The following is a 12,231-nucleotide window of genomic DNA, read 5'->3' on the forward strand; positions in this document are numbered from 1 at the left end:
GAAACCAGCGGCCCCATCCTCCGGATGGGGCCGCTTAACGTTAACCATCCTCCACCCGATTTCAGGCGGTGGGCGTTTTTTCGCCACACTCGGCCGGTTAGGATTGTAGTCTGACGTGGTTTTGGGGGCGGGAAGGTAAGTTGCGATTAACCTTCTCGCTTTAAGAAAGCGTTCACCCTCTTTCGCGCGCTAACGGGGTCGGCGGGAGAGTCCATTTTGAACGCTCGTCGATTGGGTGGGCTCATACGTGCTGGCTGGTTTCGCACGCCAATTTGCTGCGTTGTCGTTGTCCCATGCGGGCGTGAAGGTCGGATCTCGGATCGGCCTCGCCTCGCTGGTGCTGCTTGCGGCTGCCGGCTCGGTTCATAACGCTGCCGCGCTGAACGAAACCAAGACCCTTTCTTTCCACCATACCCATTCCGGCGAAGACCTCACCGTCACCTTCAAGCGCGATGGTCGCTACGACGAATCCGCGCTGAAGACGCTCAACCACTTCCTGCGCGACTGGCGTACCCAGGACGAAACGGTGATGGACCGTCACCTGTTCGACATCCTCTGGGAAGTCTACCGCGACGTCGACGGCAAGCAGCCGATCCAGATCATCTCCTCCTATCGCTCCCCCGCCACCAACGCCATGCTCCGCCGCCGCTCCTCGGGCGTGGCGCGCTTCAGCCAGCACATGCTGGGCCATGCCATGGACTTCTACATTCCGGGCGTGCCGCTGGAGCAGATCCGCTTCGCGGGCCTGCGCCTGCAGCGTGGCGGCGTCGGCTTCTACCCGACCTCCGGTTCGCCCTTCGTGCATCTGGATACCGGCAGCATCCGGCACTGGCCGCGCATGACGCATGACCAGCTCGCCCGCGTCTTCCCTGATGGAAAGACGGTGCATCTGCCGACCGATGGCGTGCCGCTGAAGGGCTATGAGCTCGCCAAGGCCGAGATCGAGCGGCGCGGCGATGGCGACGACGGCGCCAGCAAACCTGGCTTCTTCGCCGCCCTGTTCAAGGGCAAGCAGGCCCCGGCAGCCAGCAGCGACGAGGATGACGAGGGCGCTCCGGCCCCGACCGCCAAGCCCGTCGCGCCGACGGTGGTCGCCGCCGCTGCCAAACCCGCCGATCCGGTGCCGACGCCACGTGCCAAGCCGTCTGTCACCACCGCGATTCAGCTCGCCTCGGCCGACGCCCAGCTCGTGGCGCCGCCCAGGCCGAAGCCGGAGCCGGTGGCCGATAAGCCCGCAGCCGGCAAGTTGGAATCCCCGGCCGACATCATCAATGCCCGCGGCTTCTGGGATGCTCCGGCTGCCTCGCAGCAGGCGACCCCGGCCCAGGTCGCAGCCCTCAGGGCGCGCCAGGCGCTTGCCGCGGCCACTGATCCGCAGCCGACTGCGAGCATCTCAAACGCTGCCTATCAGGCACTGGCCTTTGCACCTGCTTCCGCATCGCCCGTCGACCGCTCCCGCGTCGTCGCCGCTTCCGCGCCGGTCCCGCGCGGCGTGCGTCCGGCGTCCGCGGCCCGCAACGCCGCACCGGCCACCGAGATCAGCACCGTGGTCGGAAAGAGCACCGATGGCATGATCGCAACCGCGACCCGCCTCTCCGCGGCCAAGGGTGAGAGCATCTGGCTCAAGATCGTGATGCTGTCGCCGAGCGCCAGCCGCGCGATGTCGGTGACGCTGATGGGCGAGCTCGATATGGCAGCGCTGCGCGGTTATTTCGTCAAGCCGCCGGCGGTGGTTGCGATGGGCTTCACCGACGATCCGATGCAAGGCCTGTCCTGCGACAGCTTCTCGGGCAGCGCCACGGCGAAGCTCGAGACGACGTCGTTCGTCATGCGCACTGCTGCGCTGCGCTGAGGCCAACGGCTATTTCCAAGAATTGAGTCTTGTAGCCCGGATGGAGCGCGGCACAATCCGGGAGCCGCATGCTGCGCGAGACCCGGATTTCGCTTCCGCTCCATCCCGGCTACGGCAGCAACGCCGAAGGCGCAAGCGCCTCAGATCATTCCCAGTGCCTGCATGTAGGTCTCGAGAATCGTCTCGGCCTCGGCGCGCTCGTTGGGGTCCTGCTTGCGCAGGCGCACGATGGTGCGCAACGCCTTGACGTCGTAGCCGTTGCCCTTGCTCTCGGCATAGACGTCGCGGATGTCGTCGGAGATCGCCTTCTTCTCTTCCTCCAGCCGCTCGATGCGCTCGATGATGGATTTGAGCTGGTCCTTGGCAAATTTCGTCGCGGGCTCGTCGTCGCGGACGGCGGCGGAGGTGGCCATCTTGGTACTCCCAATGGAACTGGCAAAACGAGGTGACGCCGGCATCCTCACCGCGCGTGCTGGCACACCCTTAGGGTCCGTACCCCCAGCGTTCAAGCAAGCATCGCGTTCGTCCACAGCGCGCCCACACCTTCCTGCGGGAGAGCGAAGAAAGCTGTTGTACGGCGCGACTCAGCGCACCGCGATTCCTAGTGATTGTGGGGATGGACCTTCTTCATGGCGTCTAGCTGTTCGGGGCTCGCCGTGCCCTGGTGCTTCGCCTTCCAGGTCTCATAGGGCATGCCGTAGACGGCCTCGCGGCTCTCGTCCTTGCTCAAGCTCACACCTCGCGCATCCGCAGCGTCCTTGAGCCAGTTCGACAGGCAGTTGCGGCAGAAGCCGGCCAGATTCATCAGATCGATGTTCTGGACGTCGGTCCGCGTCCTCAGGTGATCGACCAAGCGCCGGAAAGCGGCCGCTTCGAGCTCCGTTCTGGTTTTGTCGTCGATTGCCATGGCTGGACCTCTCGGCTTGTCTCGATCGTTGTCACCCTTACGGGATCAGGTGGGGTCCTGTCACAGATTTTGCCATATCGCGGCGCAAAGGGCGGCCGGGCCGACAATAGTGCAGTTCCCGGGCCCTACGCCAAATCGTCAATCATCTGGTATACGTTCCGCGACAATGATCGCCGAATCTCCCCGCTTCCCCCTTCGCCTGCTCGCCCGGTTGGTCCCGGTGCTGGCGGTTGGCTTGCTGTGCTTCTGGTCCAGCCCGGCCTCGGCCGATTTCCGGCTCTGCAACAACACGTCGAGCCGGGTCGGCATCGCGCTCGGCTACAAGGACGCCGACGGCTGGACCACGGAAGGCTGGTGGAACATCTCGTCCCGCTCCTGCGAGACCCTGCTGCGGGGAACGCTGGTCGCCCGTTACTATTACATCTACGCGATCGATTATGACCGCGGCGGTGAATGGTCGGGGCAGGCCTTCATGTGCTCGCGCGACAAGGAATTCACCATCCGCGGCACCGAGGACTGCCTCGCGCGCGGCTATGACCGGACCGGCTATTTCGAGGTCGACACCGGCGAGCAGCGGGCCTGGACGGTGCAGCTCACCGATACCAACGAGCAGCCGTCTTCGCAGCAACGTGTCCCCGGCATGCCGGGCCCTGTTGGCCCTGGCGGCGGCGTTCCGGGTTTGCCCAATAGTCCGCCCGGTGGTACGCCCCCCGCCGCACCTGGCCTTGCGCCAGCCCCTTCGCCACCGTCTGGAAATAAGCCATGAGGCGTCTTCGCCGTATCAAGATTCTCGCGACCCTTGGACCTGCCTCTTCGGACCTCGCGATGATCCGTCGCCTATTCGAGGCTGGCGCCGACGTGTTCCGCATCAACATGAGCCACACCCCGCATGACAAGATGCGGGAGCTGGTGGCGACGATCCGCAATGTCGAGTCGAGCTACGGCCGGCCGATCGGCATCCTGGTCGACCTGCAGGGTCCCAAGCTCCGGCTCGGTGCGTTCGCGGAAGGTGCGGTCCAGCTGCAGAACGGGCAGACCTTCACGCTCGATTCCGACAAGACGCCGGGCGACGCCACCCGCGTCAACCTTCCCCATCCGGAGATTCTGGCAGCGCTGCGGCCCGGCCACGCGCTGCTGCTCGACGACGGCAAGGTGCGGCTGATCGCGGAGGAGACCACGAAGGAGCATGCGGTGACGCGCGTGGTGGTTGGCGGCAAGATGAGTGACCGCAAGGGCGTCAGCCTGCCCGATACCGACCTGCCGGTCTCGGCGATGACGCCAAAGGACCGCGCCGACCTCGAGGCTGCCCTCGTCACCGGCGTCGACTGGATCGCGCTGTCCTTCGTGCAGCGCGCCGACGACGTGATCGAAGCCAAGAAGATGATCCGCGGCCGCGCCGCCGTCATGGCCAAGATCGAGAAGCCGCAGGCGATCGATCGTCTCGCCGACATCATCGACGCCTCCGACGCGCTGATGGTCGCGCGCGGCGACCTCGGCGTCGAGCTGCCGCTGGAGCGCGTGCCGAGCCTTCAGAAGCAAATGACGCGCATGGCGCGCCGCGCCGGCAAGCCGGTGGTGGTCGCGACCCAGATGCTGGAATCGATGATCCAGTCGCCGGTGCCGACCCGCGCCGAAGTCTCCGACGTCGCCACCGCCGTCTATGAGGGCGCCGACGCGATCATGCTGTCGGCGGAATCGGCGGCGGGCAAATTCCCGGTCGAGGCGGTCTCGACCATGAACCGCATCGGCGAGGAAGTGGAGCGCGACCCGATCTACCGCTCCGTGTTGACGGCCCAGCGTCCCGCGCCGGAAGCCACCGCGGGCGACGCCATCGCCGACGCCGCGCGGCAGATCGCCGAGACGCTCGACCTGCCCGCCCTGATCTGCTGGACCAGCTCCGGCTCGACCGCGGTGCGCGTGGCGCGCGAGCGGCCGAAGCCGCCGATCGTGGCGATCACGCCGAACATCCAGGCCGGACGCCGGCTCGCAGTGGTGTGGGGCGTGCATTGCGTGGTGGCGGAAGATGCCCGCGACCAGGACGACATGGTGAACCGCGCCGGCCAGATCGCCTTCCGCGACGGCTTCGTCCGCGCCGGCCAGCGCGTGATCATCGTCGCCGGCGTGCCGCTCGGCATTCCCGGCACCACCAACATGGTGCGCATCGCCTCGGTCGGCCCCGAGGGCGACGCGAATATGTGAGGCGGTCGCCATCAGGCGAACCAAACCAGCGAAAACAACCCCATGCACAGTAGCCGGCCCGTCCGGCTGCTTTTGCGCGGATCTTGCGAAAAGGCATGCTCAGGCAACGGCCTGGACGCGACCAGGCCTTGCTCCCCACGGCAAGCAGCTCTTTTAAGCCCCGACCAGCGCCTTGGCCGTCGGCAGCAACGTCTGCTGCACCACCAGACCGCGGGCGCGGGCGTCCATGACGCCTACGGCGCGCAGCGCCAGCAGCGTCACGGTCTGCACCGCATCGCGCATCTTGGCGGGATCTTCCAGATTGTCCGGCGCCAGCGGCCCGACCAGGGCCTCATGGAGCGCGCCGAGCAGCGCGGTTGCCGCCAGCGCCGTGTCCTGTGCCGGCAGATGGCCGGCGCGCACGGCCGCGTCGATCCGGGCCGCCATCTCGCCCGCGATCTCGCGGCGGCTGGCCAGGCGCGAGGCGCTGACATCGACATCGACAGGCTCGGCCAGGATGCCCCAGGCCAGCCGGCGCTGCGACAGGGTATGGACGGCCACGGTGGTCACGGCCGCAGCCAGCGCCGAGGATGGTCCCGGCGCGGCATCGGCCGCCCGCCTGATCGCCGCGAGCTCGTCGCGGGAGACCTCGGAAATCAGTTCGGAGATCAGCTCGGCCTTGGACGGGAAGTAACGATAGACGGTGCCGGCCGCCACATTGGCCCTGATAGCGACCGGTGCGATCTGCACCGCCGCCATGCCGCCTTCGGCCGCGGCTTCCCTTGCCGCCGCCAGGATGGCGCTGCGCCGCGCCGCAAGGCGCTTAACCACTTGATGCGTCCGCCGATAAACCATGGCGCGCTTCCTGTCCCACCACGCCTGCCGCACGCCCGCGGCCGAACGCTTCGTCACTGAATACGCTGCAAATCGTCCCGCAAGGACTGAACAACTATTCAGGGGGGATGACAAGATGCAAATGCGCGATGCGTCACACGCGCGATGCTGCATTGCAGTCAGCTCAAATTGCAGGGAATCGATTGGTAAACTGCTGACGACGATTCTTACCGTGGCTTTAAAGCCGCTCGCCGAGTGTGGTTGCGATCCAACCCGGTGCAGCATGGTCGACACGGACGCCAAAACCGCCTGGCAGCTCTATCAGTTGAACTGGCTTCCCATCGCAGCGATGGGCAGCCTGCTGGCGCTCGGCCTCTCCGTCACCGGCCTCAGGCTCGAGCCGGTCGCCTACGGCATCACACTCGCGATCGCCATGTCCTTCGTCACCGTCGCCTATCGCCACCACGTCGCCAAGGGCGATGGCGCCGATCCGAAGCTGATCTTCTCGCTGGGCACGATCGGCCAGGTCATCATCCTCTGCGCCCTCGTCGGGCCGCTCAGCTATGTCGCCGGCATCTCGGGCTTCCCACTCCAGGACCAGGCGCTGCTCGCGATCGATCGCGCGCTCGGATTGGATCCCGAGCCGATCGCGCGCTTCGTCAACGATCATCCCTGGCTCGCGGACGTCCTCTCGCGCGGTTACGGCCTGATCAAATGGCCGCTGCTCGGCATCCCCGTCGTGCTGGCGCTGACGGCGCGTTACGTACGGCTGCAATTGTTCATGCTCGCGATGAGCCTTGCACTCGCAATCACCATCGCAATCTCGGCGCTGGTGCCGGCGATCGGCACCTATTACGGACTGGGATTGCCGGCTGCGCATTTCCCGGACATCAATACCGCTGTCTACGCCGGACAGCTGCGCGACATCCTGGCGCTGCGCGACGGCAGCCTGCACGAGCTGCAATTGTTCAAGCTCTCCGGCATCGTCTCGTTTCCGAGCTTTCACGCCGCATCCGCCGTGCTCTACATGTGGGCGCTATGGCCGGTGCGGCGTCTCGGCGGCATCGCGGCTGCGCTCAACCTGTTGATGATCACGGCAACGCCTGTGATCGGCGCGCATTACATCATCGATGTTGCCGGCGGCATTGCGCTGGCGGCAGCTTCGATCTGGGCCGCGACGGCGTATCTGGCGTGGATGAGCCGGACGGCGCGAGTTACGGCGGCGCCCGCACCATCCGCGACTTGGCAGCCCAGCCTCGCGGAATAAGCAGCGCGCAGTAGATCGCGCGTCTCACTGCTATCAATCACATCCACAGCTCGCTCAACCACCAAGGTCGTCAATTCCGTCATCCTGAGGTGCGAGTGCCGCGATGCAGGGCATCGCGCCGGGCGCCTCGAAGGATGAACGGCCGAGATGCAGCCGGGCCGTCGCCCTTCGAGGGTCGCTGAAGAAGCGGCCACCTCCAGCGACAACGGCTTCGCCGTTGCGCGGGGGTGACGGTCATGATGCGCGACCTTCCCAATACCCTGCGCCCCAAACAAAAAGAGCCCCGTCCGAGGACGGGGCTCTCAGAACTCTGGGATCGTCTCAGCTTACTTGAGGCTGGACGAGATCGAGCCGAACTTGGTGTTCAGCGTGGTGCCGAGGTTGTTGACGACGGTGATGATCGCCAGCGCGATGCCGGCAGCGATCAGGCCGTATTCAATGGCGGTTGCGCCGGATTCGTCCTTCACGAAACGCGAAACGAGGTTCTTCATAGACTGCTCCAAAAGGTACACGAGGCTTCAATGGTCTGGTCTCTTGGGCTTCCCAGCGCCGCCTGACCATGGAACCGAACGTAAGGGCAAAGACTTGCGCCGCAGTTAATTCGACTGCGTAAACATGGAACGGGTTGCATGTATTCGGCGATGGTAAACCGAAATCTAAAACAACCGGTTAAATTGTGGGGACGTGAAGTCGCACTTCGCTCGACAACGCTTGAGAGCGTGATGAGCGGAGGCCGAATGAAGTTCGATCGACCACATCGCTCTCTCCGTTCCTCCCCCCTTGTGCAGGGCAATCGCATATGGATTTCACTGGGATTGTCTGCGGGCTTGCTCCGCCTCTCCCGCTTGCGGGAGAGGCCGCCACGCTCGCAGAGCGTGGCGGGTGAGGGTTCTTTCCTCTTGGGGATTGTCCCGTTGCGGAGACACCCTCTCCCCAACCCTCTCCCGCAGGCGGGAGAGGGAGCCGACTGCCAATGCCGCCGCATCATGCAACCACATGCGATTGCCCTGCCCACTTGTGGGGGAAATACTTCCGTCGGGGCGCTGATCGAGTTCATCACGCCCCAATCCCCGCGATTTACTGGAAGTTATGACCGCTGTGGTCCAATCCCGCCCGCTCGGCAGATCCGACAAGAACAAGACGAGGCGGCATGTCCCTTTCCTTCACCAACAGCATCACAGTGCAGGGCCGCGCGCGGGCGCTGGTGCCGCTGTGTGTCGGCGCGGGCGCCTATCTCTTCTTCCTCACGATCGGCGACACGCTGCTTCAGGACTCCGACTCGTTCTGGCAGATCAAGATCGGACAATGGATCCTCGATCACCACGCCCTGCCCTATATCGACATCTACTCCTTCACGCGGACGGGCGAGCCCTGGATCTCGACCTCGTGGTTGTCGCAGATCTTGTACGCCGTCTCCTACGCACATTTCGACTGGGCGGGGCCGGTGATCCTCACCGCGCTTGCGATCGCGGCCTCGGCTGCGATCTTCGTCCATCTGCTCGATGCGCATCTGGAAATTCCGCGCTCGGTGCTGTTCGCGATGCTGGCGGTGCTGCTGTCGCTGCACCACATCCTGGCGCGGCCGCACATCCTGGCGCTGCCGGTGATGATCGCATGGGTCGGCGTGCTGATGGACGCGGCCGACCGCAAGGTGACGCCGTCCTGGGTTTGGCTGCCGCTGATGTCGCTGTGGGCGAACCTGCATGGCGGCTTCGTGCTCGGCCTTGCGCTGATCGGCCCGATGGCGCTGGAAGCGATCTGGACGCTCGATTCCGGCAAGCAGGTTCGGCTGCTGTCGCGCTGGTTCGTGTTCGGCGTCGCCGCGATGGCATCTGCCTGCGTCACGCCCTATGGCTGGCGTACGCTGCTGGGCGCGACCAACATCCTCAATCTGGGCGAGCTGCTGTCGGTCATCTCGGAATGGATGCCGGCGAATTTCGCCTCGTTGTCCGCCTTCGAAGGCGCAATCCTCGGCCTGATCGCGATCGGCCTGTTTCGCGGCCTGACGCTGTCACCGCCGCGCATCCTGCTGATCCTGCTGTTCACCTGGATGGGGCTGACCCATGTCAGGAGCATCGAGGCTTTTGCCTTCCTGGTGCCGCTGGTGCTGGCCAAGCCGCTCGGGGAAAAGTCTCCGCTGCCGCAGACCGGCGCGCAAGCCACCGAGGGCTGGCCGGCGCGCTATGTCACCATGACCGGCGCGCTGATGATCGCCGCCGCGGCCTGGACCTCGACCTCGATCTACATGTCGCATCATCGCTTCACCTTCACGATGGATCAGACGCCGGTCGCCGCCGTCGACCTGCTGCAGCAGCGCAAGGCGCAGCGCATCTTCAACGCCTATCAGTTCGGCGGCTATCTGATCTCGCGCGACATCCCCGTCTTCGTCGACGGCCGCGCCGAGCTCTATGGCGAGAAATTCGTGATGGATTTCTTCAAAGCGATCGAGGTCAAGAAGCTCGATAACCTGACGCGCCTGCTCGAAGAGTACAAGATCGACGCGACGCTGCTGGTCGCCGACAGCCCCGCCGCCCAGGTGCTCGATCACATCAAGGGCTGGAAGCGGCTCTACGGCGACGATATCGCCGTGATCCACGTGCGGGATGGCGAGGCAGGCGCGGAAACGCCGGCCAAACCATGAGCATCGCCGCCAGCGTTCCGATCGCGCGCGCCCAGCGCAATCTGGCGCCGCTGTCCGTCGCGGCCGCGAGTTTTCTGTTGCTGCTGGTCAGCGGCGACAGCCTGCTGCACGATCCCGATACGCTCTGGCAGATCAAGGTCGGCGACTGGATCCTCGATCATCGCACGGTTCCCTGGACCGATCTTTATTCGCTGACGCGCCAAGGCGAGGTCTGGCTCTCGACGTCGTGGCTGTCGCAGGTGTTGTTCGCGACCGCTTATTCCTGGTGGGGATGGGGCGGGCCCGTCGTGCTGACCGCGGCCGCGATCGCGCTGGCGATGGGAGTGTTGCTCGCCTTCCTGCAACGGCATCTCGATCTTCCTTACGCGCTGGTGTTCTGCCTGCTGGCGATCACGCTGGCCGCGCCGCACCTGCTGGCCCGTCCGCATGTGCTGGCGCTGCCGGTCATGGTGGCCTGGAGCGGCGCCCTGATGGCGGCGGCCGATCGCGGCCGCGCGCCGTCCTTCATGCTGCTGCCGCTGATCGCGCTGTGGGCCAACCTTCACGGCGGCTTCGTGCTCGGGCTCGCCCTTGTTGGCGCGATCGGCCTGGAGGCGCTCTGGCGTGCGCCCGCACCGCGCCGGCTGGCGCTCGCGATGCGATGGGCCGCGTTCGGCCTTGGTGCGCTGGCGGCGAGTTGCTGCACGCCCTATGGACTGGATACCCTGCTCGGCGCCGCGCGCATCCTCAGCCTCGGCAAGTCGTTCTCCGTCATCGCCGAATGGCGTCCCGCCGATTTCAGCTCATTCAGCCCGTTCGCGGGTGCGCTGCTCGGGCTGCTCGGCCTGGGGCTCACGCGCGGCCTGACGCTGTCGCCGCCGCGCGTGCTGCTGATCCTCGGCACGACCTGGATGGCAATGGCGCATGTCCGCAGCATCGAGACATTCGGCGTGCTCGTGCCCCTGGTGCTGGCGCAGCCGCTGAGCGGCTGGTTCAAACCGGCCTGCGATGCGCCGCGCGGGCTGCGGATGGCGCCCGGCGCTCCGGCGGCGCTGGCCGCGGTGGCGATCGTGCTCGCGACCGCGAGCGCAACCGCGACCTTTGCGGCCCATCACACCTTCGCATTCTCCACGGCGCAGACGCCGGTCGCGGCGGTGAATGTGCTGACCGAACGCAAGGCCGCGCGCATCTTCAATTCCTACGGCTTCGGTGGCTACCTCATCGTTCGCGACATCAGGCCTTACGTCGACGGCAGGTCCGAGCTCTACGGGGAAAAGTTCCTGATGGACTATTTCGCCGCCGAAGACGGCCGCGACGTCTCAGGCCTCTTGCGCATGCTCGACGATAACAGGATCGACGCAACGCTGCTGACGCCGGATTCACCGGCGGCACAGGTCCTGGACCATATCAAGGGCTGGAAGCGGGTGTATGCGGACGAGATCGCGGTGGTGCATGCGCGGGACGACCAGGCTGTGACGCCTTCCTCCGGCGGATAGCAACTACACTGCCTGCTCCGCTGCGCCGTTGAGAGACAGGCTTGCGCAGATCGATCCGCCTCCGGCATCATAAAGGCGGAGGCTCGCGGTTCCGTGTCATTGAAAAATCCGGACGCCATCGCTGCCATCGTCTCGGCGCTGCGCCACGTCCACGGTGACGACGTCGCGCGCATGATGCTGGTCGAAGGCATGAGTCTCGCCCATCTGATCGAGGCGATGTTTTCGGCGCCGCTGGCGCACAGGGAGGCGGTGCGAGCGATCACCGACGGGCTCGACGATTTCGTCATCACGCCGGACCTCGGGCTGATATGGCATTTGAAATATGTCTACGGACACCACTCCCTGCACGTGGTGGACTTGGAGATCGCCACGCCCGACGGTACGCTGGCGAGCAAGGATGTCTGGCTTCGTCTGGCCTCTTAAAGGCGATGGCAAGCTGAAACTCCATCCACGTCATTGCGAGGAGCTCGCGACAAAATTGCGTAGCAATTTTGCGCTGATGCGACGAAGCAATCCAGAATCCCTCCGTCGAAAGATTCTGGATTGCTTCGCTGAGCTCGCAATGACAGAGGTTGTGGATAGCGCGCACTTCCCTCCCGCCTTCGAGCACGCGGCGAGATGGTAGCATCAAACAAGAGCGCTAGCGGAGCGGCGTTATTTCGCTGGCTTCGCGCGATCCTTCACGGGGATCACGAGCTTCAGGCCGGACCAGGTCTCGTTGACCGCGCAGATCTTGATATCAACGAGGCCATTGGCGAGCGCGGTCTCGCGCACCAGCGCTTCCGTCACGTCGGTCGCGACGCCGGAGGCCTTCTTCGGCCACGACACCCAGATCATGCCTTCAGGCGCAATCGCCTTGCGATAGAGGCTGAGCTTCGCGGCGAGGCCTTTGGCCTCGGCTGCGAAGAGATGGACCATGTCGAGCGGCGGCTTGGTGGTCTTGGCGAGCCTGACGCCGTCAGGGAGCTCGCCGACGACGTGGCGATAGGCCATCGAAAGACCGTCCACAAAAATACAAAAGCCCGGCTTGATGCCGAGCTTTTGCACGATTGGTTTGCCGGGAGTACCGGCCATGAG

12 protein-coding genes are annotated in these 12,231 nt (G+C 65.3%); 7 read left to right on the forward strand and 5 right to left on the reverse strand.

The annotated features are described in order from the left end of the window. Positions 1–235 precede the first annotated feature (235 nt). Positions 236–1,852, forward strand: a complete 1,617-nt coding sequence (locus JQ621_RS27280; protein ID WP_212239022.1) for a peptidoglycan L,D-endopeptidase MepK — start codon at positions 236–238, stop codon at positions 1,850–1,852. Positions 1,853–1,992: 140 nt separating this feature from the next. Here the strand turns inward: JQ621_RS27280 and JQ621_RS27285 are convergent, their stop codons facing one another. Then, positions 1,993–2,265 carry a DUF2312 domain-containing protein gene (locus JQ621_RS27285; protein WP_008546273.1) on the reverse strand — a complete coding sequence of 91 codons (273 nt, stop codon included), beginning with the start codon at positions 2,263–2,265 and terminating at the stop codon, positions 1,993–1,995. A 188-nt stretch (positions 2,266–2,453) separates the two neighbouring features. Further along, a complete protein-coding gene (locus tag JQ621_RS27290; RefSeq protein ID WP_212239025.1) occupies positions 2,454–2,759 on the reverse strand; it encodes a DUF1244 domain-containing protein in 306 nt (101 codons plus the stop codon). A gap of 166 nt (positions 2,760–2,925) precedes the next feature. Here JQ621_RS27290 and JQ621_RS27295 point away from each other — a divergent pair, with 166 nt between their 5' ends. Both JQ621_RS27295 and pyk read left to right on the forward strand, forming a co-directional pair. Next, the gene (locus JQ621_RS27295) at positions 2,926–3,525 is read left to right on the forward strand and encodes a DUF1036 domain-containing protein (RefSeq protein WP_212239027.1); all 600 of its coding nucleotides are present in this window, start codon (positions 2,926–2,928) and stop codon (positions 3,523–3,525) included. After that, positions 3,522–4,958: a pyruvate kinase gene (gene pyk, locus JQ621_RS27300; protein WP_212239030.1), complete on the forward strand. Its 1,437-nt coding sequence runs from the start codon at positions 3,522–3,524 to the stop codon at positions 4,956–4,958. The genes JQ621_RS27295 and pyk overlap by 4 nt, the downstream gene beginning before the upstream one ends. 153 nt (positions 4,959–5,111) lie before the next feature. Here the strand turns inward: pyk and JQ621_RS27305 are convergent, their stop codons facing one another. After that, positions 5,112–5,792, reverse strand: coding sequence for a helix-turn-helix domain-containing protein (locus JQ621_RS27305; RefSeq protein WP_212239242.1), 681 nt, complete (start codon positions 5,790–5,792; stop codon positions 5,112–5,114). Between the two features lie 262 nt (positions 5,793–6,054). On the opposite strand from JQ621_RS27305, the gene JQ621_RS27310 reads away from it, so the two are divergent. Further along, entirely contained in the window at positions 6,055–7,038 is a 984-nt protein-coding gene (locus JQ621_RS27310) for a phosphatase PAP2 family protein (protein ID WP_212239033.1), read from the forward strand. A gap of 326 nt (positions 7,039–7,364) precedes the next feature. Here the strand turns inward: JQ621_RS27310 and JQ621_RS27315 are convergent, their stop codons facing one another. After that, complete coding sequence (locus JQ621_RS27315) at positions 7,365–7,529, reverse strand: Flp family type IVb pilin (RefSeq protein WP_194466236.1); 165 nt, start codon at positions 7,527–7,529, stop codon at positions 7,365–7,367. Positions 7,530–8,188: 659 nt separating this feature from the next. On the opposite strand from JQ621_RS27315, the gene JQ621_RS27320 reads away from it, so the two are divergent. The 3 genes from JQ621_RS27320 (at position 8,189) to JQ621_RS27330 (ending at position 11,577) form a co-directional block, all read left to right on the forward strand. Then, positions 8,189–9,679: a hypothetical protein gene (locus JQ621_RS27320; protein ID WP_212239036.1), complete on the forward strand. Its 1,491-nt coding sequence runs from the start codon at positions 8,189–8,191 to the stop codon at positions 9,677–9,679. After that, positions 9,676–11,154, forward strand: coding sequence for a hypothetical protein (locus tag JQ621_RS27325; protein ID WP_212239040.1), 1,479 nt, complete (start codon positions 9,676–9,678; stop codon positions 11,152–11,154). The genes JQ621_RS27320 and JQ621_RS27325 overlap by 4 nt, the downstream gene beginning before the upstream one ends. 93 nt (positions 11,155–11,247) lie before the next feature. Further along, a complete protein-coding gene (locus JQ621_RS27330; protein WP_312015451.1) occupies positions 11,248–11,577 on the forward strand; it encodes a hypothetical protein in 330 nt (109 codons plus the stop codon). A 231-nt stretch (positions 11,578–11,808) separates the two neighbouring features. Here JQ621_RS27330 and JQ621_RS27335 read toward each other — a convergent pair whose 3' ends face one another. After that, a complete protein-coding gene (locus JQ621_RS27335) occupies positions 11,809–12,228 on the reverse strand; it encodes a DUF3052 family protein (protein ID WP_212239043.1) in 420 nt (139 codons plus the stop codon). Between the last annotated feature and the right edge of the window lie 3 nt (positions 12,229–12,231).

The sequence above is a fragment of the Bradyrhizobium manausense genome (assembly GCF_018129685.1).
Classification (GTDB): Bacteria; Pseudomonadota; Alphaproteobacteria; order Rhizobiales; family Xanthobacteraceae; genus Bradyrhizobium; species Bradyrhizobium manausense_D.